The following is a 23,730-nucleotide window of genomic DNA, read 5'->3' as shown; positions in this document are numbered from 1 at the left end:
GATTTCATGGCGATTGGAACTATCAAATCAATCCAAGAGTAATAACTTAGTTGCTCAAGTTATTTTTACAAGCTGCCTAAGAGCTGGCGCATAGGTTTCATACTGGCTGAGATCGAGATGGATAGGTTCAATTCCTTGTTGCCGAAAGGCTTGAGCAGCAGATGAATCGCGGGTTACGGCTCGAATGTGCAATAAATTTGAGTTTGCTAATTCCTGCACAACGGCACGACCAATGCTGCCTGTTGCGCCAATAATGAGCGTAGTTGGATCGTGTTTGAGTGATATCACAGTGACCTTGATTGTAAATCGCTTGATCCACGTTGCTTGACCGATTAATTTGCAGTAGACGCACCAGGTACGCGACGTAGCTCCTGAATGACTGGCAGCACAATGCGATCGATGTCTGTGACGATTGTTTCCGGTAACTCTACATCAACCGCAACCGCATTGTGAGTAATTTGTTCTGGACGGCTTGCACCAATAATGGCAGACGAAACATGCGGATTCTTTAATACCCAAGCGATTGCCATTTGCGCTAGGCTGATTCCTAGTTGGTCTGCCAGAGGGCAGAGTTGTTGAACAGCAGCTAGTAGGCGATCGTCGCGTAAGGGTAAGCCTGTGTACTCCATGAAAACATTCATTTTGTCGTTGGCGGCGCGAGAATTGCTCGGGGGGGCTTGCCCTGGCAGATATTTCCCAGTTAATACACCCTGCGCCAGTGGCGACCAAACGACTTGACCAATGCCATTATTAACGCATAGTGGAAACACCTCTGCTTCAGGTGTGCGCCACAAAATGGAATACTGCGGCTGACTTGCAACAAATTGTTCAACATTAGAAATGCTCAGTGCTGCTTGAATTTGGGTTGGGCTCCATTCACTCAAGCCAATATAGCGAACTTTTCCCTGTTGCACGACTTCTGTAAATGCCTCTAGCGTTTCTTCTAGCGGTGTATTTGCATCGTAGCGATGGGCGTAGTACAAGTCGATATAATCAGTCTGTAGACGTTGAAGTGATGCGTTGAGCTGTTTGTGAATTTGGCTGGCAGATAACCCACGATCGGTTTGCGTCATCGGGAAGTAGAGTTTTGTTGCCAGGATGTAGGAAGAGCGCTCAATCGATTGCAACACTTCACCCAATACCGTTTCTGCCGCTCCGTAACCATAGATGTTGGCGGTGTCGAAGAAGTTAATGCCTACATCCAACGCTTGATGCACTGAAGCTTTAACTTGCTCTGCTTCAATGCCACCTGCATGAGTTAGCCAGGAACCGAGGGCAAGTTCTGAAACCTGCAATTCACTGTGTCCCAGTTTTCGATATCTCATCATGGATTTTCTGTATATGCGAATAATATTTGAATGCGATGGCAATCCATTAGTCAATTTACTGTAGGAGTCTGCCCACCATCGACCCTGAGGTTAGCTCCGTTGATGTAGCCAGCTAGTGGGCTTGCAACAAATGCCACGAGATTTGCGACATCTTCTGGTTCACCTAGCCGACCGGATGGTAAGCCCCCCATCATTTCTAGAAACTTTCGCTTGACCACTTCCAGATCTGTGCCCCATCCTTGCTCTTGAGCGATGTCTTGTGCAAAATCAATCCATCCTTCTGTCACTATAGGTCCAGGGCTGACAGTATTTGCTGTTACTCCGGTTCCAGATAGTTCTTTGGCAAGGCTAACGCTCATATTGATGTTAGCTGCTTTGGTGGCAGAATAGTGCGGCGCACCAGGAAATGCTTGCACCCCAGCATTACTAGAAATCTGAATAATGCGTCCCCATTCGAGGGTCTTCATGTGCGGCAACAACAAATTCAGCACCCGCACCATCGAAAAAACGTTTGTTTCAAAATTTTCAATCCAGTCTTCCACTGTTGCATTCGTCCAGCTTTGCAGTGGATAGGCTCCGGCATTATTGACCAAAATGTCTATACCACCAAGCGTTTCTAGAACAGTGTCTATAACCTTTTGAGCATCTTCGTTCTGAGTCAAATCGCCAGTAGCTGCGAGCGCATATCCACCTTGTTCAACAATATCTTGAACGACTTGGTTTACCTTCTGATGATTCCGACCTTGAATAGCGACGGTTGCCCCTTCTTTGGCTAAGGTTTTGGCGATCGCGGCTCCAATCCCACTACTACTACCTGTGACCAAGGCTCGTTTTCCCTTCAGTTGTAAATCCATTTGAGAATCTCCCCTAGTAGGTAATACGAACAATTCTTTGATTCATTCAACCATTGATGTAACGACGAAGTACTAGCGTATCAGCATACCCTTGAGCTTTCACAATTCTGCTATCACGAACCCACCACATATGAGCAAAAGGAATCGTAAATGATCGATCGCTGCTTTTGACTCGACCAACATAATGCCCAAGACCCACTATTGCTTCTCCCGCATCAAGAAGTTGATTGGCTTTGACCGTCCATTGCTCAAAATCAGCAGTTAACTGTGGTAAGAAATCCTCAAATACTGCTTGAGTACCGTAGTACTTTCCACCTCCTGGATAACCTTCTACAACTTCCCATTCAATGTCTGGATGAATCAGGTCTCGGTTAAAGGTGGTGTACCAATCTTTTACTATTTCAAGATTAGATTTCATTCAATTTACCTGCGTTGTCCTTTGCGATCTTTCGGAAGCTTTTAAGCAGCTTTGAAAGCAACAGCATAATCTTTGGCGAACTGGTCGAAGGTAATCGGCTGTTTCTGAGCCACCGTGGCGACGACATCGGTAACAACTGCTCCTTCTGGGCTGGCGTTGTAAGCATTAAGCTTAACTAGATCGTCGGCATACCATTCGGGTAATCTCAAGTCGATCAGCCCTTGCTTGAAAGCTTCTGACTCTACATTGATGTAGCGCACAGGTCTGCCAATCGCCGTTGAGAGTTTTTCTGCAATTTCATCCATTGACAGAGCTTCGGGTCCAGTAGGAAGATAAATTTTGCCTTCATGCCCTGGTTCGGTCAATGCCGCAACTGCAACGGCTGCAATGTCTCGCACATCAGTAATGGCAACTTTGGCGCTGCCAAGTGGTAGGGCAAATGTTCCATCGGCGGCGATTGATTGAGCAAAGCCCAACAAATTCTGCATAAAGAAAATTGGACGTAGGTGGGTGTAAGCAATACTCGATTCCTCCAACAGCTTCTCAGTTTGTCCGTGCCAGCGAGTAATATTTGCTGCTGCGTTGAGGTCAGCACCTCTGGCAGAATATTTGACGATGTGCTTCACTCCTGCCCGTTTAGCAGCTTCAATAAAATTCCGCTCCTGCTCAACTTGGTTGAGGGTATTGGCAGGCAGGAGAAAAGCTTTCTCAATTCCCTGTAAAGCGGTATTTAGGGTTTCGGGTTGGTCAAAATCGCCTGTAACAATTTCGACATTCGGGTTGGCAATATCCCCTGCTTTTGAGCGATCGCGTACCATGATTCGTGTTTTTGTTCCGGTTGTTGCGAGTTGCTTAGCAACTTCACGCCCAGTCGTACCTGTAGCACCTGTTATTAGAATCATCAATTCATCCTGTTGAAAATGAGAATCGCCTAGAGAGGAAGTCCGCCAAGCGCGATGGGCACATTGAGCAGAAAAATCCAGCGCCAACTGAGTTGGTCTATCAGAAATCCACCAATCATCGGATCAAAGGCAGCACCAATACCAATAAACACACCCCAGTAGCTACACAAGCAACTAACAACATCAGCCAGTGTTTCCAAAGTGGTGAACAAAAGAGAGAATGGATGGAAGTGGAAAACATGATAACAACCTCATTGCTTCAATTAACACCGACCACATAACCGCCATCCACGCGCAGATTTGCTCCATTGATATAACCGCCTAGCGGACTAGCAACCAAAGCAACCAAGCTAGCAACTTCTTCAATTCGACCAACACGACCTGTTGGGTTAGGCAGTACCTCTTTCACCACGTTGCGTTCAATTTCATCCCAATCATCACTCCACCCCTTCGTCTTGGCATATCCTCGCCAGAGTTGCTCAAACCCAACTGTCATAATTGGACCTGGACTAATTGTGTTGGAGGTAATACCAGTCCCAGCAAGATCTTTTGCTAAGCTCACACTGAGGTTGATAATTGCTGCCTTGGCGGCTGAATAGTCGGGTCCAAAGGCATAGGGCTGTACTCCAGCAGAGCTAGAAATCTGGATAACTCGTCCCCAGCCAAGTTCCTTCATCTGCGGCGCGAGGTGCTGCACGAGGCGAACCATCGAGATGACATCATTGTTAAACATATCCGCCCATTTGCTAGGCGTTGATTCCATCCAATCCACCTGATCGTACCCACCGGCATTATTGACTAAGATGTCAACACCGCCTAGTGCTGACAGTGCTGTTTCTGCCACGCTTAGGGCATCTTCATCCTTTGAAAGATCGCCGATCGCTACAAAAGCTTTGCCCTCTGTCGCTGTGATTTCTTGAGCAACCCGATTAGCCGATGGCTCGTTACGTCCGTGTATAACAACCGCGACCCCTTCTTTCGCCAACGTCTTTGCGATACCTTCGCCGATCCCACCACTACTACCTGTGACTAAAGCTCGCTTCCCTTGTAATTGTAAGTCCATAACGATTTTTCCATCCTAAAGTCATGAGTTCATTATTTGTCCGACTATCGTTGAGTAATTAGTGCAAAAACTGAAAATTGTTCCATGACAAGCTCTTAATCTAAGCCTCTAAAACTCGAAGAGCTACATTACACTGCCAGTTTTACCTCTAGTTTATGGAATGATTTTGTTGCGTTGAAATTCACTGAACAAATTTAGAAACATTTCTTCTGTATTAACAACCTCGTGGAACCCAAAACGCCGTGACTTGTTAGTGTCTGCAAACGCATCGTAACTCCAACCGAACGTGAAATCACCGAATTGCCACGAGACAATGTCCTTGTAGCTGTAGGGCTGTAGACCGTATTTCTGAACTATTGAGTTCCACAATGGTTCTTTGTCTGCCATAACTTCGGTGAGCTTAAGCTGTAGTGGAGGTGCATACTCCATACCAAAGAACTCAGCAAACTTGGGCCATAAATGTTCCCATCGGAACAGGTCGCCATTGGCGATGTTGAGTGCCTCGTTGCCACACTTGGGTTCGGTCGCTGCCCACACAGTGGCTTTGGCAAGGAGGTTCGAGTCGGTCATGTCTACTAGTTTGGTATAGCCGATCGGGTTTCCTGGATAGCGGAGTGGTATTCCCAACTCCTTCGAGATTGCGGCATAGACAGCGATTAATACAGCCAGGTTCATGGGGTTACCAACTGCAAAGCCACATACTGTCGCTGGTCGCAGCGCTGACCAAGTCCATGCTTTGCCTTGTTGCTGCCTGAGAAAATCCTCTTGAGCATAATAGAATTCAGGCGGCATATGACGACTGTCTGACTCTTTAGCAGGTGTTTTGAATTGACCGAGATGTGCACCATAGACCTTGTATCCTTGCATCAAACAAACATGCTTCAAGTCAGAGGCGATTGGTTCAACCGCTTCAACGACATTAGTTAGCATTGCCAAATTGGGTGCAACGTGCTCAGCCCAGGTTGGTCGCGCTTGAAACGCGGTGTAAAAAATGTGTGTAATGTCGTGCAATCCGCTTAACTTTTCCCGACAATCATCTGGGTCGAGCAGATTAACTGGGATAAACTGCGCTTTAGTTTTAAAGTCTGGGGAGCGGCGTGACAACCCAACAATCTCCCAGTCATTCAAGCTAGATAGATGGTCGATTAGATTACGCCCGATGATACCTAGAGCACCGACGACAAGAGCTTTTTTACGCTTCTGTTCCATAAGACTGTTTGAGCTACTATTATTTGCTACTACTAAGAGCAGGGTATAATTAACACACCTATTTTCCTGAAAGACCACTCGAAAGCTTATTTCGTGGAGATGGCAGATTGCAAAAAGTGTTCGCTATAAAGCGCTCTCATTAGTAATTAAGAAAGGTGTTTAAAGCGTTCGCTACTGCAAGGCTACAATGCCTTAATAGAGGAACTCGCCTCGATGTTTTACAGCAAAGTCTCGCCACAGCATGGCTTTTTTACCTGTGAGCGCTTCAATATTGTTATAAACATCTGCTTGTCCTGGAATTGCTCCTCTGCCGAAACGTTTCAGCGTCTCGTGCGCGCAGTGAGCATAAGTTGGCTCCATCCCACCCTTGAGAACCGCAGCTAGGAATTCGTCAGGAGAGTTGGGGACGGAATGAAATGGCTTGCCCAGCACCTCTGTCAAAACTTCGGCAATTTCTGGAACTGATCGCGCCTCAGCCGAGAGAACATATGCCTTCCCATCGTGTTTGGCGGGTTCGCGCAATACTGCCGCTGCAACTGAAGCAATATCCTCGGCAGCGATCCAGCCGATCCGAGCATCCTCAAGGAAAAAATGGATAGCACCGTTTTCTTTTGACGATCCTCCTAAAGACTCCCAAAGCGAGTTCCCTCCTAGCAAGTTCTGCATAAACATGTTGGGTTGCAAGTGTGTGTAGCCGATGCCGCTACGCTCAATATAGCTCTCAACATATTGGTGCCAGCCGAAGTGCGGCAAATCCGTATCCGCAGGTGCCCAAGCACCCGCATGGACGATGTGCTGCACTCCCATCTTCTTCGCCGCATCAATTACAGCCTTGCTTTGTGGCAGCATATCAACTGTGTAGCCAGTCACTAGGAATACTCTATCCACTCCCTGAAGCGCTGAGGCGATGGTTTCGGTCTGGTTAAGGTCGAGATGAACAGTCTCGATGCCTTGCTTGCGGAAAGATTCAGCTTTTTGTTCGCTCCGCACAGCAGCCAGCACGCGGCCATTTTGACTTCTCGGTTGCGCTGCTAGTTCTCGCACTAAAAACTTACCAATGCTGCTGGTTGCTCCAATCACTAAAACTGTCGGTCGATCGTTAACGTCCATAGTATGCTTCTCCTCATCTCTCTCATCGAGAATTTCATAATAATCTAAGACTAAGCTTTGAAAAAGTAGTTGTGTTTCACAACATTTATTCCTAGCATTCATTAATCTAGTAGAATGGTGCTTATGGATAAGTTCAACGACATCAACATCTTCGTTAGGTCTGCTCAAACCAGGAGTTTTTCTGTTGCAGCCCAGCAGTTGGGGATGTCCCCTTCGGCTGTGAGCAAAGCCGTTATGCGGTTGGAGGAAAGCTTAAGTATCCGCTTGATGAACCGCACGACTCGGAAAATTACGCTAACTGACGATGGAGCTGCATTTTACGAACGCTGTCAGCAAATCCTCGGTGAACTGGAGGAAGCAGAATTAGAACTGAAGCGATCGCAATTGACTCCGACCGGAACGCTTCGTATTGACCTGACCACTGAATTAGGTCAAATACATATCATTCCAGCACTACCTCAATTCATCGAGCGATATCCCGATCTAAAGCTAAATATCTCTGTTAGTAACCGAATTGCAGATGTCATTGAAGAAGGAATCGATGCGGTTGTGCGAATTGGGGCTGGACCCGATAGCAGTTTAATTATGCATGGGGTAGGAATGGCCCGCTTTATCGTGTGTGCTGCACCAAACTACTTGAGGCGATACGGCATACCTCAAACCTTAGAAGATCTCAAGCATCATAATTGCATTAGTTTTGTTTCACCTTGGACTGGACGAGTGTTTGACTGGCAATTTCAGCAGGATGGACAGAAGATACGTCTACCTGTGGAAGGTAATCTTTACCTCAACAATGGGGAATCAATTTTGGATGTTGCCCTAGCAGGTGTTGGGTTAGTCCAGGTATACAACTATATTGCTGGTGAGGCGATCGCACAGGATAAGCTCAAACCAGTTTTAGAAAAGTATGCAGCACCAGGTTCACCTATTTCTGTAGTTTATCCTCAGAAGCGACATCTTTCAGCTAAAGTTCGTGTTTTCGTTGATTTTATGAACGAATTAATGGAACAACTTCGACAGCAGAAAATAGTTGAGTAGAAGTAGAAGCTAGAATTGAAACTATTGGATAATTCCAAGCCGCAAATAATGTATTACTGCGAGCTCGGTATAGCAGGTATTTGGGCATTTTGTGGCACCATTTTACACGTATCCCGAATCAATCCCTATGTTGAAGGCACGCGCCATTGGTAAAAGGTCACGCTCTGGAGTTCGCTCTCTCAGGCTGTACTCCACTTGTAGCCCTATAAACGGTGTCCAGCCTCGTAGCGCTGCTATCGTATTCGCTTGAGAAACGATCCATGTTGGTGTATCGGAAATACCCTTATAAAGTAGTTTGCCTGCCCTTACTATGTCATCAAAAGCGCGCATGACTTCCTCAACAGACGTTGTAAAGTCTCAAGCGTACAACCAGTATAAGTCGATGTAATCCACGTTTAGCCGTTTCAGACTGGCTTCAAGTGCCTGCACTATATTTTTGCGATGGTTACCATTAGCATTGACATCGCCGCGACGTATATGCAGAGAGTATTTAGTCGCCAGTACACAGCGTTCTCGCTCAGCAGCAATAAACTCACACAACATATTTCTCACTGGTACCACTAGTGTAGAAATTAGCTGTATCGATGAAGTTACCGCCTGCTGTGGCGAAGATGTCAAAAATCTTCCAGCTTTCCTGATGGGACGAACCCCAACCCCATTCCTCGCCGAAAGTCATTGTTCCTAAACAGAATTCAGAAACTCTCAGTCCGCTTTTACCTAATAGCTTGTATTTCATCATTTTCTTGCCTCATTACTTGCAGAACTTCCCCTCGAAGGCTCTTCAGTCTGTTTTAGAACCGTTTTTCCATTCTTCTACACAGGCATTGCTTGAATCACTGGAGCCAGGACTCGATCAATTGCTGCTCGCACATTGGACTCTAACTGCACTCCTGATGCCGCAGCATTATCAACAATTTGTTTGGGACAACTAGCACCAATAATTGCGGAGGATACGCGGCGATCTCGTAGCACCCACGCTAGGGCTAACTGAGCTATTGTTAACCCTATACCCTCTGAAATCGGCTTTAACTGCTGCACAGCCTTTAGCACGTAATCGCTCCGTAGCTCATTGTTAAAAAAGACATTCATCTTCTCACTAGCTGCACGAGAGTTTTCGAGAGGCAGCCTACTCGGTTGATACTTGCCAGTGAGAATCCCTTGAGCTAGGGGTGACCAAACAATCTGACCAATGCCAGTGGCTGCACAAAGGGGAAATATTTCAGCTTCAGGTTTTTGCCATAACATTGAATACTGCGGTTGACTGGAAACGAAACGTTCTACATTTTGAATGTTCAGTGCTGCTTGAATTTGAGCCGGACTCCACTCGCTAAAGCCGATGTAACGGATCTTGCCTTGGTGAACGCCTTTGGTTAATGCCTCTAACGTTTCTTCTAATGGCGTATTTGCGTCATAACGATGGTATTGGTACAGATCGACAGTTTGTACGTAAACGCTTGAGAAATGCATCGAGCTGCTTAGATACTTGTGCCGCCGATAAACCTCGATCTGTTTCGTTCATTGGAAAATAAAGTTTTGTGGCTAGGATGTAGGATGAGCGAGGAAAGTTTTGCAAAACCTCACCGAGCAAGGACTCTGCTGCACCGTAGCCATAAATGTTTGCCGTATCAAAGAAGTTGATGCCAACGTCAAATGCTCGATGGATACAAGCCTTGGCTTGTTCTTGCTCTACACCCCCTGCATACGTCAACCAAGAGCCTAAAGCGAGTTCGGACACCTGTATGTCACTGCTGCCTAACTGCCGATACTTCATGTTTACTTTCCTACTCGCGCAATGATTTCAGCATAAACTGTGCCTAAAAAAAGAAAAATTAGTTAGCATTCACATGATTTATTCCTATCATTCATAAATTCCCTAGAATTATAGCTACAGATAAGTTTAATGACACCGTAAGCTTCATCTGTTTCGATGAAATTTACCCCTAGTTCTACAGCACGTTGCAAAAGCTGCTTACTACTATCCCCATCTGGATAAGCGCCAAATTTACCTGGCTGTCCCGTCAACCGCATGGCTCCGTAACCGATACGATTAACAAGTAGATCGCTAGCGATCGTAAAAGTATTGACGGGTATGGAAGCCGTATTCATCGTCACACCTCAAAGCGCGAATTGCAGGTAGAGCGAACGTGCATCAATCAGACAAGTTTTATATTACGCAACATCTCGACGCAGCAAAACGACCAATCGGACAGACTAAAACCCGATCCTAAGGACAGGATTGCTCGGTTCAGCTATCTAGTCGCGCCAATCCGCGCTTGAGAGCATGAATCACTGCTTGGGTGCGATCGCTCACCCCTAGCTTGTGCAAAATATTGTTGACGTGAAATTTAGCCGTGCGCTCGGTAATGCCGAGCAGATTACCAATTTCTAAATTACTTCTGCCCAAAACTAACAACTGAAGTACCTCTAATTCTCGCTCGGTCAATTCGTTATTGTTGAACCGTTCGGCTAATTTAGCTGCTACTTGTGGGGGGATATATTTGCGTCCTTGATGCACGACTCGGATTGCATCGAGCAGTTCTTCAGCGGTGGCATCTTTGAGTAGATACCCCTTTGCGCCTGCTTGCAAGCCGCGATAGATATCTTCGTCACCGTCATAGGTCGTGAGAACGAGCATACAAGCGTTGGGGAATTCTGCTTTAATAGAAGCGATCGCGGTGACTCCATCGACTTTGGGCATTTGCAGATCCATCAGCACTACATCGGGTTGGTGTTGACGATAGAGATCGATCGCTTGCTGTCCGTCTTTGGCTTGGGCGATCGCGTTCATATCCAGTTCGTCGCTGATAATAGCAGCAATTCCCTGACGGACAACCGCATGGTCTTCAGCAATTAAGATTTGGATCGGGTTTACGGATGTCATCGCTATCAATAGCAAAGCAGCAAAGTTAGTTTTTGCAAATTACCAAAATTTCTTGCCTAGTAGGGCATCAATCTCGCCATTGAAGATCCATTCGTTAGGAAACTCAGTTTGAGGATAGTCTTCTTTTACTTCTATCCGTGCATCGTTCCAGCATCTAGGCAAGATCTCAGCAAAGTAATTTCGCAGGCTTGGGGATTGTTCTAACAAATCTAGAAGTTGCTGACGCTGCTCTCGTACCGTAATTTCCCAGCCTCGACAGTCATCAGGAGAGTTGTTGACATAAATGCGCTTGAGTAAATGGGCAAGTAGCACTCTCAAACGGCTTTTTAATTCACGGCGATCGCGCCCTGCCAAACCTTCAATTTCCTCAACTAATTTATCAATGTCAATGTCACTAAAATTTCTAGTTTTTAGCTTGGAGATCGTGTCTTCGTACCATGCCATGAGGTCTTGTTCGTAGCTACGCGAATGGGTTGTTTCGACCATATTGCTATTCCCCCTCAAATCGGTACTGTTACGACAATCTCAGTTCCTTGCCCGATGCTGCTTACTAGTCTAAGCTGTCCGCCGAGCTGAGAAGATCGTTCCTGCATTCCAATTAAGCCAAACCCACCGTTTGTCAGTTGGATCTGTGGCTCGAAACCTCGTCCGTCGTCGCGGATTTGTAAATGTACCGCTTGGGGTTCAAATAGCAAATTTAGGCGAATATTTGGGGCATCGGCATGGCGCAGGGCGTTGGTAATGGCTTCTTGTCCGATGCGAAGCAAATTTACTTCAACATCAGTAGGAATGGGGCGCGGCACGCCGTCAATTTGCAATTGTATTTGTGCCTTGGTGTCCCAAGACATCTGCTCGACAGTGTAGCGTAGGGCGCTAGGTAGATCGTCTGATTCCAGGGCTTCGGGGCGTAGAGCGCGCACCGAGCGACGGGCTTCGGAAAGTCCAGAAGCGGCAAGGCTGCGGGCGCGGAGCAGGCAATTTTGGGCGGCTTCAGGTTGGGCGGCGATTTTGCGTTTGGCAGCTTCGAGTTGCAGGATGATACCTGTAAAGGCTTGGGCAAGGCTATCGTGAATGTCGCGTGCCATACGGTTGCGTTCTTCCAATACGGCATTTTGCTTGGCTTGCTGCATCAAATCTGCCATTTGCAGAGCCAGGGCGGCATGGTGAGCAAACGTGCGGCACTGTTCAAAGCGAAATTCAGTTGGTTTCTGTTTAGTGGTGAAGGCAAGCCCCACAAACCCCAAAACTTGTTCGCCAATTGCCATCGGAATCATCGGGATCGTTTGGTGTCCCTGCTGCTGATGCCAGGCAATGGAGAATTGCCAAAGGCATTGTGGGCATGGCTGCTCTAGGTCAGACCAAACAATCTCCTGATTTTGAAGCTGCTGCCAAAAAGGGGTAACATCTATCGGAATAGGAAAACGCCATAGTTCAGCGCGAGGATCGGTTGCGATGTTGATGACCTCCCCGCGTAGCACGATGGCAGTTACCTGTAGGGTATCGCTAGCAGGCTGGTAAACAAAGATAGCGCCCGATGTGGCATCACTTGCCTGAATTGCTTCTTGCAAGGTAGCAATTAGGAAACGGTACAAATTATCAGTCGTCAGGTGGCAGACAGAGCGCCGTAGAGCGTTATTTGCTTTGACCAATTCTGCTACCTGTTCCTGCGCCGCTTTTTCTTGTTCGCGGGCGATCGCGACTTGTTTGGCTTCTTCTGCTAATTGAGTCAACTGAATTGCCAAAGCCGCTTGATGAGAAAGCGCTTGTAGCAGTTCCGAGCCTTGTTCGCTGATTGGATTGCTGTGAGTGAAGGCGAGTCCGAGATGACCTAAAAAATTGCCTCCTGCAAACAAAGGAACCGACAACACAGCACAATGATGGCGCTGCCGATGATACTCGATCGCTCCTGGCCAAAACAAATGGGCTTCCTGCTCTAGATCGAAGTAGCGAGGCTTACGAGTTTCGAGCAGCAGTTGCAGAAATCCGGCTTCCGCGATCGGCATCTCTGGTGCCATGCGATCGCTTGCTAGAAGACGATCTTGCTCAACATGGGCAACGGTACAAAGGGTTTGCCGTTGCTCATTGAGAATGGTTAAATGCCCTGCATCGGCTCCAAGCTGGGCGATTGCTTCCATCGTAATATGACCTAAGAAGCTAGATAAATCGGGCTGTTCTGCAAGGCGTGAAGAGGTGCGAGCAAGGGCTTCGTTTGCTTTCGCTAACTCAGCCGCCCGTTCTTGTGCGGCTTTTTCTTGCTCCCGGGCGATCGCGACTTGCTTTGCCTCTTCTGCCAATTGTGTGAGTTGAATCGCTAGTGCGGTTTGATGCGAAAGCGCTTGTCCTAAGCGTAGACATTCTTCGGTGATCTGGCGATCAAGCGGCAACCAGACAGTAATTGCACCAACAGCTGTGTTTCCAGCCTGCAAAGAGAAGTTGAAGTGTTTGGATACCCTCCGTTCTGCATACCACTCGGTGGGGCAGATGACTTGACCTAAAGCCAGTGAATAGGCAGGCATCGGTTCATTGAAGACGAAGGGCTGTCTACGGTGAGTGAAATCCTCAAACTCATACAGCTCCGACAACAAACGAATGCCACCACAACCAGGATGCTCATCGTTTTGCTTGAGTGAACACAATCGATTGTCATGAAGCCATGTATTGATCTCAACCGTATCGGTTCCAAGAACTGTCCAATATTCTACTAAGGGCGACTCAAACTCGTTGGCGATCGTGTGCAGCACTTCGCCAATGAAGCCATCCAAGTCGCGGCGATCGGCTAAAGCAGCAACGGTGCTTTGCAAGGTGTTGTTGGCTCGTTCTAGTTCTGCCGATCGAGCTTGAGCGGCTTTTTCTTGTTCACGAGCGATCGCAGTTTCTACAGCGCGATCGCGGGCTTGGTGAGCTAATCGGCTAGCTTGCATTGCTAAGGCGAGTTGTTTGGCGAGCGTTTCCGCAAGAGTAATCTCTGCCTCTGTAAAAGGCTGATTTAACTTGCGATAGACGATCAGCGCCCCATCCGCTTTGCCATCGACCAGTAGCGGTTGGTTGAGTTCCAATTCCCAACCTTGAGAGACTGCAAAAGTATGAAATTCGGGTACTGTATTGGCAATTGTGTGATCGATGATTACCGAACGAGTGCGATTGCGGACGGTTGTCCCCTGCAAATGCTCTAGTGGTACGGTGAAGCCATTGATCAGCCGAAGCAGTACAGGATGTTGTTGTGGATCGAGCAGTTGCAGTTCCGTTGGATTCAATACTGTTCCTTGACTGAACCAATAGCGCAAGTAAACGATCTCGTCTTGACTATGTTCGTAGTAACCACAATCAGTCGCCTTAAACGTCTGTGCCACAATCTTCAATACTGCGGGAATAAATTCGTCAAAACTGCTCAAAGAACCGAGAGTATCGATTGTCTGCTGCAATGCCTCGTTAGAACGAGCCAATTCAGCTGCCCTACTTAGAGCAGCTTTTTCTTGCTCGCGGGCGATAACTTCGTTAAGCTTCGCTAACGCACTTTGTTTTGCTTCTTCTGCCAGTCGTAGCATTTCCACTGCCATTGTCATTTGCTCTGCCAATACGCGCAGCAATGCGAAGCTTTTTCCTAGTGGCGGATCTTCTTGTGCAAATCCCAGCCCCAGCCAGCCCAGCAGCCGGTCGTTAATTCGCATTGGCACAAGGCGGATAGCGCGATTGCCTTGTTCGCGGTGGAATGCTTGAAAACTCGGAGGATGAAGCGGATCGTCGGGCAGGACTGCCCAGGCAGACTCTGATTCAAGGATGCGTTGAGCCATAAGGCGCAATTCAGGTGAAAATGGCAACAACAGCGTGCCGCGTTGCTCTTGAATTTCTGGGGGTACCCACCCCACTTTGTCAAACAGAACTGCATGGCGCACCATATCTCCCTCAATCAAGCAGACTGCACCACTGTGCGCTCCTGATACTTCCAAGGATACCTTGAGCATTTCTGCTAGAAAAGAGTCGAGACTATCCAATCGTGCCAGTCCAGCAATGGCATTGCGTAATGCTTCATTTGCTTTTGTCAGTTCTGCTACTCGCGCTTGTTCTACTTCTAGTAAGGCTTGCTGTGTTTCGCGTAACTGAGTAATATCGACTTGGCTCGTCCAAGTACACACCACACACCCCTGAACGATCGTACTTGCCGCACTATTGAGAAAGTAACGCTTGCGTCCGTGGCGATCGAATTCTACTGTTTCTAGGCTGCGGCAAGTGTATTGATTTTCGATCCAATCCCGCATCGCTACTTGAGTGACTTCCGAGTTGCGATCGTGCAAATCGTTCAGCGTTAGCCCGATCGTGTCTTTCCCTTTCTCATACTCAAACATCCGAGCGTAGGCATCGTTTGCTTCAGCCACGTAGATCGATCGATAGCACAATTCTAGTTGTTCGTCAATTGAGAGCGTTAGTGGAATCGGCTGTTTGTACCCGAAACGGACAATTCCTTCACTGCTCAGTTCAAATAGAGTGCGATAGCGTTTTTCTGAGTCACGTAGTTGCGCTAATTCTGCCTGGAGGCGATCGTTTTCTTGTTGGAGTTGGGTAATGCGATCGAGCATAGCAAAAGACGAAGAAAATTAACTAAATCGCGCTCAAACTTGCTGACAAATTGTAGCAAGCTTTCCCATCCAATCGTCAATCGATGGAGCGTCGGTAGAAAATTCAGCATACCGTATTTGAGGTGCAATTCGCTGTAACAGTCTTTATTGGTACAGGCGACGTCGATCGCCAGCTTTTCCGCCAGAGATTTGACAATCGACTCCTAAGCATAGCCTTCGGAATATCTCAATTATTGCAGTCAATTAAGACATTAAACGATTGCCTTTCCCTTTTGAGGAGTGCCTCAATCGAAAAATACATTATAACCTCGTTCGGTCTATAAAATACCGGGCGATCGCTCCAGATTTCCAGTGCCAATTTTCATCTTGTTAGCTGGATAACAAGATGAAAATTGCGATCGCCTGCTACTATTCGTAGTAGCGAGATTATTGCTTATCAAAATTCAAGTAATTTCTGCAAATAAAGATAGGCTTCTTCGGGTGTGCGCGGTTCTGACTGCTCGTTAGGAATGTAAAAAACCCAGCTATCTGAAAAGAAATGGATTGTAAAACTTGAAATCAAGCCTCGTTTCATTGCCTGTTTTGCCAAATCTTCAGCCGTTTCCTCTAGGGTTAGTTGGTCGTGAAAAAGATGTTCAGTCATGTCATGTCTCCAGATTTAATAAGGTACTTCTTGGCGCTCGTAAAACAGTTTTCCACTTAAATTTGAGGGTGCAACAGTTGCTAACCAAATTGCGGTATCTGCTCCTTGTTCTGGGGTGCGCGGTGCATTATTGCCACCCATATTAGTTTTCACCCAACCTGGATCGATCGCATTGACAACAATGCCTTTATGTTGTAGAATTTCTGATAACATAATCGTTGCACCATTAAGCGTTAGTTTTGACAAGCAATAACTAGGCACATCGGCGGAAAGACCTGATAATTGACCGTAGCCACTCGAAGTATTGACAACACGAGCGTTAGATGATTTTGTTAATAATGGTAGAAATGCTTGCGTGACGCGAATTGCACCAAAGGCGTTAACATTCATCGTTCGCGCGAGTAGCTCGCGCGATGCAGTGAGAATATCAACGCCTTCATCGGGATAAATGCCTGCATTATTAATTAAGATATCTAAAGAATTAATTTCTTGACTTAAGTTTTTTGCTGCTAATTTAATACTGTTGTCATCGCCAACATCTAATTCAAGCGGACGTACATTTGATGAATTTAATTGCTCAATGGCAGCTTGAGCTTTGTCGAGCGATCGCGCTGCTAAAATGACTTCAAATCCTTGATTAATTAGACCTTGACAAACAACAAATCCAATGCCTTTATTACCTCCGGTAACTAGAGCGCGTTTTCCTTGAAATTGTGCTGACATAATGACTCCTTTAGAAACTCTAATAATCAAACTCTGCCTTGTGTTTTTGAGCAAAATCGTGCCACGTCATCGGCTTACGTCCGGTAATTTCCTCAAAATTGTCAAACGTTGCATCGGCACAAGGGATCTTATTAGCAGCATTGAGTTTCAGTTGCGTGTAGACACAGTTCATGTATGCTGGATCTCCACCCGATTTGAGCATTGCTTCGAGAAATTCTTCCGGTGACTTCGCTTCTAACCGAAATGGTTTACCCACTGCATCGGTTAAAATTTCAGCAACCTCCTGCATCGTCGCGGTGTCGTAGCCTAAAGGATAAGTTTTTCCGGCGTGGCGATCGCAATTTAATAAAGCTTCTGCGGCAACTCTTGCCAGGTCGTTACAATCGATCCAACTCCAACGAGCATCATCTATATAATTGGTAATCACACTTCGATCTAACCAGCCAAAGCCAATTAAGTTTTGCATAAAAGCTTCAGGACGCAGGTGTGTAAAACTAAATCCCAAAGCTTCAATATAGCGTTCGATAAATTGATGCCATCCCCAATGAGCAACTTCATTGGTAGGTGCGCCCGATGCGCCAATATGAACGATGTGTTGAACGCCTGCAAGTTTTGCTGTATCAATAAATGCCTTACTTTGTTTGAGCATATCGACGCTGTAACCTGTTAGTAACAAGGCGCGATCGATCCCTGCTAATGCTGGGGTGAGTGTATCGTGGCGATCGAGATCTAAGTAGCGAATTTCGATGTTGCGATCGACTAAACTTACAGTTTTTTCGGGAGAACGAACGCCAGCAACAACCTGAACATCGCTATTTTTAGTTAGTAATCGCGCCGTTTGGTTGCCAACTTTTCCAGTTACGCCTAAAACAAGAATCTTCGGTTTAGATGAACTCACCGTTTTGTATTCCTATGATTAAAATTCTAGATCTTTATATGTTAGTTTCAAAGGCGATTCCCCATGTTCTAAGATAGTGTGAAGAATATTTTGATAATAAGTTTGAATAATTTCAAAAATAGCCTCGTAAAGAATCGTAAAACTATTTTCATCGAGCAGATCGATTTTAAATTCAGTGGAATAGTCGGCAATAGTAATGACAAAATGCTCGGCACTCAACCGTTGTAGTGCCAGGGGTAAGACAACAATTTGACGCGGATAGTAACAGCGACGAAACTCGACTCGGCGCTGACGGTATGTATCTTCAGGGCACATGGTAATTGCGGTGTCGAAGTGCCAGCGTCCATTTTCTAAATACATCGCTTCGTGAACGGATTTATCTTTTCCCTCTTCGTCACGAAACTGAATTCGTTTTTCAGGAATGCCTAAATAGGTTTCCAATCCTCGCACGAGTTGCTGAATCACTTGGACGCAGGACTCTAAGTAATCTGCCATCTCGCTATGGGCGCGGTTGTAAGTTTGGCAAAGTTCTTTAAATCTGGACATACGATTGTCTCCCAGGCACGAATAAATTACCTCATTGTCTTGGCAATTATCTAGATTGAAATCTAGCTTGGAGTCGAGCGGTTAAAACTTGCCACTGCTTTTTCAAATTGGGAAAATGCATTCCCTTACCACCAGAGAAACGAGCAAATAGCGATCGCAGCATAATATACAGAATCGGTACGACGAATAAACTGAGCAACGTCGAAACCATCATCCCACCGAAAACAGCCGTTCCTAGCGAGATGCGGCTACCGGAACCCGCACCCTCTGCCATTACTAAGGGAAGAATGCCAAGGACAAAGGAAAAACTTGTCATCAAAATTGGACGCAAGCGAGATTCCGAGGCTTCGATCGCCGCTTTGGTAATCGACAATCCTTGTTCGCGCAACTGATTGGCAAATTCGACAATCAAAATTGCGTTTTTACTTGCCAGTCCAATCAACATTACCAACCCCACCTGACAATACACGTCATTCGGCAAACCACGCCATGATTGCGCCATCATCGCCCCTAACACGGCAAGGGGAACCGTCAGCATGATGATAATCGGGTCGAGAAAGTTTTCGTATTGACCTGCCAGCACTAAAAAGACGAAAATTAAACCGAGTGCAAAGATAATCGGAGCTTGTCCGCCGGAGGAAATTTCTTCTAAAGATAATCCCGACCATTCAAAGCTCATGCTATTCGGCAACACCTCGGCAGCAATGCGCTCCATCGCCGCGATCGCCTGTCCAGAACTGTAACCTGCAGCGGGCGTGCCATTAATTTCAATCGAGCGAAACAAGTTGTAGTGACTGATGATTTGCGGTCCCGTCACTGATGTAAACTGTACTATTTCGCTCAGGGGAATCATCGTTCCGGTGCTGGAGCGGACGTAGAGTTTGCCCACATCTTTGAGATTGGAACGAAAGGCGCGATCGGCTTGGACGTAAACGCGATACGTGCGCGTAAAAGCGTTGAAGTCGTTGACGTATTGGGAACCGAGATAAATTTGCAAGGTGCGGAACACGTCGTTAATTGGAACTTGTAGCGCCCTAGCGCGATCGCGATCGACTTCGACGATCGTTTGGGGTGCGTTGGCAGAAAAGGTAGTAAAGACGTTTTCTAATTCTGGGGCTTCATTGGCGCGAGCCAGCAGATCGTTCTTGACTTGGATTAGGGTGTCGATGCCGTTGTTACCTCGATCTTGCAGCTCAAACGTGAATCCACCAATACTGCCCAATCCTTGAATTGTAGGTAGATTAACTGAAAGAATGTTTGCTTCGGAGATCTTCGATAAAGGCTTGCGGATCGCTTCCAAAATTGCCTGCGCTGAGTGTTCGTGTCCTTCCCGTTCGCTCCAAGGTAGCAGTGGCGCGTAGGAAAAAGCACTATTTGCCGTATTACCAATCGTCCCTAGTCCGCCCAAGGTGAACGTACCTGCTACGTCTTTAAATTCCAGCATCACATCTTCAAGCTGTTTAATCACCTCAGTCGTGTAGTTAAGCGAACTGCCATCTGGCGCTTGCACGATGTTAATTATCAATCCCTGGTCTTCTTCCGGTAAAAATCCGGTGGGGACGTGTAGATAAAACCAAGCAGTTAAGCCCAGAGAAGCAACAAATAAGGAAAGGACGACATACTTGAGACGATTGAGGAAGTTGAGCGATCGCCGATAGCTGCGTCTGAGCCAATCGATACAGCGATTGAATAAAGCAAATGGTTTGCTCAAAATGCCACTAGTAGTAGCTTCCTCCTGGGGGCGCAGCAAAATTGCTGACAGTGCAGGCGTAATCGTCAGCGCCAAGAAGGTAGATAGAGCAATTGAAAAGGCGATCGTCAAGGCAAATTGTTTATATAACTGTCCTGTCGTGCCTGGAAAGAAGGCGACGGGAATAAACACCGCCATCAACACTAGAGAAGTTGCAATCACAGCCCCAAACAATTCGTGCATTGCTTCAAAGGCGGCTTTACGGGGTTCTACTTTTTCTTGTTGAATCAGTCGGGCAATATCTTCAACCACGACAATCGCATCATCTACAACGAGTCCAGTTGCCAAAGTAATGCCAAATAGTGTCAAACTATTCATCGAAAAGTTAAACGCTTTGATGAAGGCAAACGTACCAACCAAGGAAACCGGAATCGTAATTAGGGGAATCAGCGTCGCCCGCCAATCTTGCAGGAAGACAAAAATCACGATAACGACAAGTGCGATCGCTTCATACAAAGTCTTGAGAACTTCTTCACGCGACTCAACCACAAACAGCGTCGGATCGTAGGGAATCTCGTATTTCAACCCTGGCGGAAAACTTTTTTCTAGTCGTACCATTTCCGCTTTAATAGCGTTGGCAGTTTCCAGGGCGTTACTGCCTGGGAGTTGCACGATCCGATAACCGACGGCATCTCTACGACTCCAACGAGCAAAGGTATCGTAATTTTCAGCTCCCAGTTCGGCACGACCGACATCGCTGAGTTTAACTAAAGTACCATCGGGATCGGAGCGTAAAATTAAGTTATTAAATTCCTGCGGTTCTCTGAGTCTACCTACGGCTTGCAAGTCAATTTGATACATCTGCCCGTCATTCGTGGGGGATTGCCCGATCCGCCCGATCCCTAACTGTAAGTTCTGTTCGTTCAAGGCATTGGCAACATCTTGGGCTGTCAAGCCGCGACTGGCAAGCCGATTCGGGTCGAGCCACAGACGCATCGCATAACGCCGCTCTCCATTGACAAAAATATCCCCGACACCATTAATTCGTTTGAGCGTATCTAAGATATAAATATCGGCGTAATTACTAATAAATTCGCTATTGTAACGTCCGTCATCGCTGTAAATTGCTATCCCCACCACTGTTGCCGCCGATTGTTTGCGGACGATGATGCCGACTCGGCGCACGTCTTCGGGTAACTGAGGTTCGGCGATCGCCACTCGATTTTGCACGTCTACAGCGGCAATATCTTGGTTGTAGCCTTGCTGAAAAGTAACTGTAATGGTGCTAGTGCCGTCGTTGCCGCTACTAGAGGTCATGTAGCGCATTCCTTTGACACCATTGATCTGCCGTTCCAGTACCGAAGTCACGGTTTCTTCTACCACTTGGGCGCTGGCTCCAATGTAGCTGCCCGTCACTACGACTTGCACGGGGCTGATGTCGGGATATTGTTCCACAGGTAGAGTGGGAATCGCGATCGCTCCTACGAGCAGAATCACCAAGGCACAGACGATCGAGAGTACGGGGCGTTTGATGAAGTTATCGGAAAACATAGATGAGCCTCTTCACGATTGGGGAGCGATCGCCGCACCATCAGATAATTGCAACAGTCCCGACACGGCAATGCGATCGCCTGCTTTGAGTCCTGACATCACTTGGTAGTTGTTGCCTTCAATGTTGCCCAGCTTGACGGCTCGTTGCCGCGCTACCAGTCCCGACTGGTTTTTCTCGGCGACAAAGACAAATTCCTGTCCTGCCACGCGAGAAATCGCCGTAGTCGGAACCGAAATTCCCGTGCTTTTATCCCAAATTGCCCGCGCTCGCACGAATTGATCTGCCCGCAATTGTCCTTTAGAATTGTCAAATAAAGACTTGACTAGTACTGATTGAGCCGCGTTGGTCGTATTAGGAGCGATGAAAAATACTCGGCTCGTACCAACCGTTTGTCCTTCTCGATCCAATACCTCAATCGGCATTCCCAAGCGCAGTTGAGCTGCTCGTTCGATCGGGATCGAGACATTAACTTCTAACTGGTTGTTCTGCGTCAGGGTGAGCAGTCGGGCAGATGTATTGACAAAATCGCCGACTTTGACTGGAATATTCCCGACTCTGCCGCTAAATGGAGCTGTAATGCTGAAATACTGAAGTTGTACTGCTTGTGCTTGCGTGTTGGATTGGGACTGTTGCACGGCTTGCGTAGCACGAGCGATCGCTGCTTGTTGCGATTCAATTTGCGCCTCGATCGTCCCCATACCTGCTTTGGCAACTTCTAGGCGATTTGTATATGTATCCAACGTTTGACGGCTGACCGCTCCATCCCTGTAAAGTACGCGATAGCGATCGTATTCTGTTTGGTTTAGTTTCAGATTTGCCTGCCTTTCCAGTCGTTCTGCTTGATAATTTTTCAGGGTAGCTCTAGCATTTTCCAGATCTGCTCGTGCGCCTGCGGTCGCAGCATTAAAGCTATTCACTGAGGCTTGCTGACGGGCGGGATCGATCTGCATCAGCAGAGTTCCAGCCCTCACTTCATCTCCAGCTCTGACAGAAATTTGCGACACTTGACCTTCGACACGCGGTTGTAGCGTGACAGATTGCCTTGATTCTAAATTGGCAATGTATTCCGAAGTATCGGCGATCGCGCTCGATTTTACAGCTTGCAGCTTGACGGCGAGCGGCGTGGTTTGGGCTTCGGCTGGTGGTGCTGCTTGACGGCAAGCTCCTAACCCAGAGAGGATGAAGCCGATTGTAACTAAGGTGATTGTGCGGGTACTCATCTTGGGATGGTGCTGATTGCTTAGCAACGATTTATTTCTAATAGAGTCATTAATAGAACTTCTAAATTTGGCGTTCCTTCATAGCGCACGCCAATGAAAAATGTCGGCGTTGTTTCGACACCGTTATCGCGTCCGCTCTCGATATCCGCTCGTATGCGATCGAGGTGAACGTGATGTGCCATCTCGCGTAAAAATTGCGGTATATCTAATTGAAGTTGAGCCGCATACGCTACCAAGTCGCCATCGTCGAGCGCCTGTTGATGTGCGTATAATAAATCGTGCATTTCCCAGAACTTGCCTTGAGCTGCGGCTGCTTCTGCACTCTCAGCGGCGCGTTGAGCTTGAGGATGTATTTGAGTTTGGGGAAAATGGCGGAACACAAAGCAAAGGCGATCGCCAAATTGCTGCTGGATTGCTTTGACGAGCCGATACGCCTGACCCGATTTTGGACACTGGTAATCGCCATACTCCATCAGCATCAGGGTAGCGCCCTGAGAGCCTTGGATGCGATCGCGATCGCTCAAAGGCGGAATCATCTGACCGATCGGGCTTTGTGGCATAAAACGCGCACTAAGGGATAGACACGTTTATGCTACGAGACATTTCGACTGGGGGAAACGAGAATTCGGACAGGGATGAAATGGATCTAGAGGACAGGCTGAAGACTGACCTCAAGGACAGGTTGTGTAGGAGTTTCAAACTTAAGGTTGTTTTTTGTCTAAGTGCTAAAAAAACGCCTAGAGGCTGTTATGCACTTTCGTTAAGCTAGAGGTATGAGAAAACCGTATCCAAGTGATGTAAGCGATGAAGAGTGGGCATTTGTAGCACCATACCTCACTTTAATGACCCAAGAAGCCCCACAACGGTATTGTCAAATTAAGTTAGTGGAAAACTATCAGCCACTATTCCTCTACAAAAACAATTGCTCTTCCCTTAAATAGAGACACCAACCCCAGTTATCTCCTGCCAAGTGTGCATTTGTTCCACCATGATATGTCTAGTAACTGGAGTTTAGACTAAATCAAGAAAAAAGCGGTCAATCCTGTTGAAGTAACCACTTTTTGGTCAATGCTGAGATTTA

The 23,730-nt window shown here is 47.0% G+C and carries 21 protein-coding genes and 3 pseudogenes; 2 read left to right on the top strand and 22 right to left on the bottom strand.

Annotation, left to right across the window (positions count from 1 at the left end):
- Positions 1 to 54: 54 nt before the first annotated feature.
- The 9 genes from DSM107010_RS30225 to DSM107010_RS30190 all read right to left on the bottom strand — a co-directional run bounded on the left by DSM107010_RS30225 (position 55) and on the right by DSM107010_RS30190 (position 6,986).
- Positions 55 to 288: an NmrA family NAD(P)-binding protein gene (locus tag DSM107010_RS30225; protein WP_158631901.1), complete on the bottom strand. Its 234-nt coding sequence runs from the start codon at positions 286 to 288 to the stop codon at positions 55 to 57.
- A gap of 44 nt (positions 289 to 332) precedes the next feature.
- Positions 333 to 1,325, bottom strand: coding sequence for an aldo/keto reductase family protein (locus DSM107010_RS30220; protein ID WP_106167178.1), 993 nt, complete (start codon positions 1,323 to 1,325; stop codon positions 333 to 335).
- A gap of 53 nt (positions 1,326 to 1,378) precedes the next feature.
- The gene (locus DSM107010_RS30215) at positions 1,379 to 2,182 is read right to left on the bottom strand and encodes an SDR family NAD(P)-dependent oxidoreductase (protein ID WP_106167177.1); all 804 of its coding nucleotides are present in this window, start codon (positions 2,180 to 2,182) and stop codon (positions 1,379 to 1,381) included.
- 46 nt (positions 2,183 to 2,228) lie between these two features.
- Positions 2,229 to 2,600, bottom strand: coding sequence for a nuclear transport factor 2 family protein (locus DSM107010_RS30210; RefSeq protein ID WP_106167176.1), 372 nt, complete (start codon positions 2,598 to 2,600; stop codon positions 2,229 to 2,231).
- A gap of 41 nt (positions 2,601 to 2,641) precedes the next feature.
- Positions 2,642 to 3,502, bottom strand: coding sequence for an SDR family oxidoreductase (locus tag DSM107010_RS30205; protein WP_106167175.1), 861 nt, complete (start codon positions 3,500 to 3,502; stop codon positions 2,642 to 2,644).
- Positions 3,503 to 3,531: 29 nt separating this feature from the next.
- Positions 3,532 to 3,702, bottom strand: coding sequence for an MFS transporter (locus tag DSM107010_RS40940; protein ID WP_146138646.1), 171 nt, complete (start codon positions 3,700 to 3,702; stop codon positions 3,532 to 3,534).
- Between the two features lie 59 nt (positions 3,703 to 3,761).
- Complete coding sequence (locus DSM107010_RS30200; protein WP_106167174.1) at positions 3,762 to 4,565, bottom strand: SDR family NAD(P)-dependent oxidoreductase; 804 nt, start codon at positions 4,563 to 4,565, stop codon at positions 3,762 to 3,764.
- A 153-nt stretch (positions 4,566 to 4,718) separates the two neighbouring features.
- Complete coding sequence (locus DSM107010_RS30195; RefSeq protein WP_106167173.1) at positions 4,719 to 5,774, bottom strand: SDR family oxidoreductase; 1,056 nt, start codon at positions 5,772 to 5,774, stop codon at positions 4,719 to 4,721.
- A gap of 192 nt (positions 5,775 to 5,966) precedes the next feature.
- A complete protein-coding gene (locus DSM107010_RS30190; protein WP_106167172.1) occupies positions 5,967 to 6,986 on the bottom strand; it encodes an SDR family oxidoreductase in 1,020 nt (339 codons plus the stop codon).
- Positions 6,987 to 7,007: 21 nt separating this feature from the next.
- Between DSM107010_RS30190 and DSM107010_RS30185 the strand changes: the two genes are divergently transcribed.
- Positions 7,008 to 7,922, top strand: a complete 915-nt coding sequence (locus DSM107010_RS30185; RefSeq protein ID WP_106167171.1) for a LysR family transcriptional regulator — start codon at positions 7,008 to 7,010, stop codon at positions 7,920 to 7,922.
- 120 nt (positions 7,923 to 8,042) lie between these two features.
- Here the strand turns inward: DSM107010_RS30185 and DSM107010_RS43220 are convergent.
- The 13 genes and pseudogenes from DSM107010_RS43220 to DSM107010_RS30120 all read right to left on the bottom strand — a co-directional run.
- Positions 8,043 to 8,658, bottom strand: a pseudogene (locus DSM107010_RS43220) (aldo/keto reductase); the annotation flags it as partial.
- Positions 8,659 to 8,735: 77 nt separating this feature from the next.
- A pseudogene (locus tag DSM107010_RS30175) lies at positions 8,736 to 9,693 on the bottom strand (aldo/keto reductase family protein).
- 62 nt (positions 9,694 to 9,755) lie between these two features.
- The gene (locus DSM107010_RS30170; protein ID WP_127024678.1) at positions 9,756 to 10,028 is read right to left on the bottom strand and encodes a hypothetical protein; all 273 of its coding nucleotides are present in this window, start codon (positions 10,026 to 10,028) and stop codon (positions 9,756 to 9,758) included.
- Between the two features lie 139 nt (positions 10,029 to 10,167).
- Positions 10,168 to 10,803 carry a response regulator transcription factor gene (locus DSM107010_RS30165; RefSeq protein WP_106167170.1) on the bottom strand — a complete coding sequence of 212 codons (636 nt, stop codon included), beginning with the start codon at positions 10,801 to 10,803 and terminating at the stop codon, positions 10,168 to 10,170.
- Between the two features lie 39 nt (positions 10,804 to 10,842).
- A complete protein-coding gene (locus DSM107010_RS30160; protein WP_127024675.1) occupies positions 10,843 to 11,289 on the bottom strand; it encodes a DUF29 domain-containing protein in 447 nt (148 codons plus the stop codon).
- A gap of 14 nt (positions 11,290 to 11,303) precedes the next feature.
- Complete coding sequence (locus tag DSM107010_RS30155) at positions 11,304 to 15,377, bottom strand: GAF domain-containing protein (RefSeq protein ID WP_127024672.1); 4,074 nt, start codon at positions 15,375 to 15,377, stop codon at positions 11,304 to 11,306.
- 436 nt (positions 15,378 to 15,813) lie between these two features.
- Positions 15,814 to 16,020 (bottom strand): hypothetical protein, encoded by a 207-nt coding sequence (locus DSM107010_RS30150; RefSeq protein WP_106167167.1) that lies wholly within the window; start codon positions 16,018 to 16,020, stop codon positions 15,814 to 15,816.
- A gap of 15 nt (positions 16,021 to 16,035) precedes the next feature.
- Positions 16,036 to 16,743: an SDR family oxidoreductase gene (locus tag DSM107010_RS30145; protein ID WP_127024669.1), complete on the bottom strand. Its 708-nt coding sequence runs from the start codon at positions 16,741 to 16,743 to the stop codon at positions 16,036 to 16,038.
- A gap of 19 nt (positions 16,744 to 16,762) precedes the next feature.
- On the bottom strand, positions 16,763 to 17,641 hold the full coding sequence (locus DSM107010_RS30140) for an SDR family oxidoreductase (protein ID WP_106170596.1): 879 nt from the start codon (positions 17,639 to 17,641) through the stop codon (positions 16,763 to 16,765).
- An 18-nt stretch (positions 17,642 to 17,659) separates the two neighbouring features.
- Positions 17,660 to 18,187, bottom strand: coding sequence for a hypothetical protein (locus DSM107010_RS30135; RefSeq protein WP_127024666.1), 528 nt, complete (start codon positions 18,185 to 18,187; stop codon positions 17,660 to 17,662).
- A 46-nt stretch (positions 18,188 to 18,233) separates the two neighbouring features.
- A complete protein-coding gene (locus DSM107010_RS30130; RefSeq protein WP_127024661.1) occupies positions 18,234 to 21,428 on the bottom strand; it encodes an efflux RND transporter permease subunit in 3,195 nt (1,064 codons plus the stop codon).
- A 12-nt stretch (positions 21,429 to 21,440) separates the two neighbouring features.
- Positions 21,441 to 22,649, bottom strand: a complete 1,209-nt coding sequence (locus DSM107010_RS30125; RefSeq protein WP_106171099.1) for an efflux RND transporter periplasmic adaptor subunit — start codon at positions 22,647 to 22,649, stop codon at positions 21,441 to 21,443.
- Between the two features lie 20 nt (positions 22,650 to 22,669).
- A complete protein-coding gene (locus tag DSM107010_RS30120) occupies positions 22,670 to 23,209 on the bottom strand; it encodes a DsbA family protein (RefSeq protein WP_106171097.1) in 540 nt (179 codons plus the stop codon).
- Positions 23,210 to 23,422: 213 nt separating this feature from the next.
- On the opposite strand from DSM107010_RS30120, the pseudogene DSM107010_RS30115 reads away from it, so the two are divergent.
- A pseudogene (locus tag DSM107010_RS30115) lies at positions 23,423 to 23,542 on the top strand (transposase); the annotation flags it as partial.
- Between the last annotated feature and the right edge of the window lie 188 nt (positions 23,543 to 23,730).

Source organism: Chroococcidiopsis cubana SAG 39.79 (assembly GCF_003991895.1).
Taxonomy (GTDB): domain Bacteria; phylum Cyanobacteriota; class Cyanobacteriia; order Cyanobacteriales; family Chroococcidiopsidaceae; genus Chroococcidiopsis; species Chroococcidiopsis thermalis.
This window is presented reverse-complemented; position numbering and strand designations above follow the sequence as displayed.

What these genes read in the sequence shown, in the direction of transcription:
- DSM107010_RS30165 (WP_106167170.1), bottom strand. Translation starts at nt 10,803, where the DNA reads ATGACATCCGTAAACCCGATCCAAATCTTAATTGCTGAAGACCATGCG.
- DSM107010_RS30155 (WP_127024672.1), bottom strand. Translation starts at nt 15,377, where the DNA reads ATGCTCGATCGCATTACCCAACTCCAACAAGAAAACGATCGCCTCCAG.
- DSM107010_RS30215 (WP_106167177.1), bottom strand. Translation starts at nt 2,182, where the DNA reads ATGGATTTACAACTGAAGGGAAAACGAGCCTTGGTCACAGGTAGTAGT.
- DSM107010_RS30220 (WP_106167178.1), bottom strand. Translation starts at nt 1,325, where the DNA reads ATGAGATATCGAAAACTGGGACACAGTGAATTGCAGGTTTCAGAACTT.
- DSM107010_RS30160 (WP_127024675.1), bottom strand. Translation starts at nt 11,289, where the DNA reads ATGGTCGAAACAACCCATTCGCGTAGCTACGAACAAGACCTCATGGCA.
- DSM107010_RS30185 (WP_106167171.1), top strand. Translation starts at nt 7,008, where the DNA reads ATGGATAAGTTCAACGACATCAACATCTTCGTTAGGTCTGCTCAAACC.
- DSM107010_RS30200 (WP_106167174.1), bottom strand. Translation starts at nt 4,565, where the DNA reads ATGGACTTACAATTACAAGGGAAGCGAGCTTTAGTCACAGGTAGTAGT.
- DSM107010_RS30205 (WP_106167175.1), bottom strand. Translation starts at nt 3,502, where the DNA reads ATGATTCTAATAACAGGTGCTACAGGTACGACTGGGCGTGAAGTTGCT.
- DSM107010_RS30130 (WP_127024661.1), bottom strand. Translation starts at nt 21,428, where the DNA reads ATGTTTTCCGATAACTTCATCAAACGCCCCGTACTCTCGATCGTCTGT.
- DSM107010_RS30190 (WP_106167172.1), bottom strand. Translation starts at nt 6,986, where the DNA reads ATGAATGCTAGGAATAAATGTTGTGAAACACAACTACTTTTTCAAAGC.
- DSM107010_RS30135 (WP_127024666.1), bottom strand. Translation starts at nt 18,187, where the DNA reads ATGTCCAGATTTAAAGAACTTTGCCAAACTTACAACCGCGCCCATAGC.
- DSM107010_RS30195 (WP_106167173.1), bottom strand. Translation starts at nt 5,774, where the DNA reads ATGGAACAGAAGCGTAAAAAAGCTCTTGTCGTCGGTGCTCTAGGTATC.
- DSM107010_RS30170 (WP_127024678.1), bottom strand. Translation starts at nt 10,028, where the DNA reads ATGAATACGGCTTCCATACCCGTCAATACTTTTACGATCGCTAGCGAT.
- DSM107010_RS30145 (WP_127024669.1), bottom strand. Translation starts at nt 16,743, where the DNA reads ATGTCAGCACAATTTCAAGGAAAACGCGCTCTAGTTACCGGAGGTAAT.
- DSM107010_RS30125 (WP_106171099.1), bottom strand. Translation starts at nt 22,649, where the DNA reads ATGAGTACCCGCACAATCACCTTAGTTACAATCGGCTTCATCCTCTCT.
- DSM107010_RS30210 (WP_106167176.1), bottom strand. Translation starts at nt 2,600, where the DNA reads ATGAAATCTAATCTTGAAATAGTAAAAGATTGGTACACCACCTTTAAC.
- DSM107010_RS30120 (WP_106171097.1), bottom strand. Translation starts at nt 23,209, where the DNA reads ATGCCACAAAGCCCGATCGGTCAGATGATTCCGCCTTTGAGCGATCGC.
- DSM107010_RS30150 (WP_106167167.1), bottom strand. Translation starts at nt 16,020, where the DNA reads ATGACTGAACATCTTTTTCACGACCAACTAACCCTAGAGGAAACGGCT.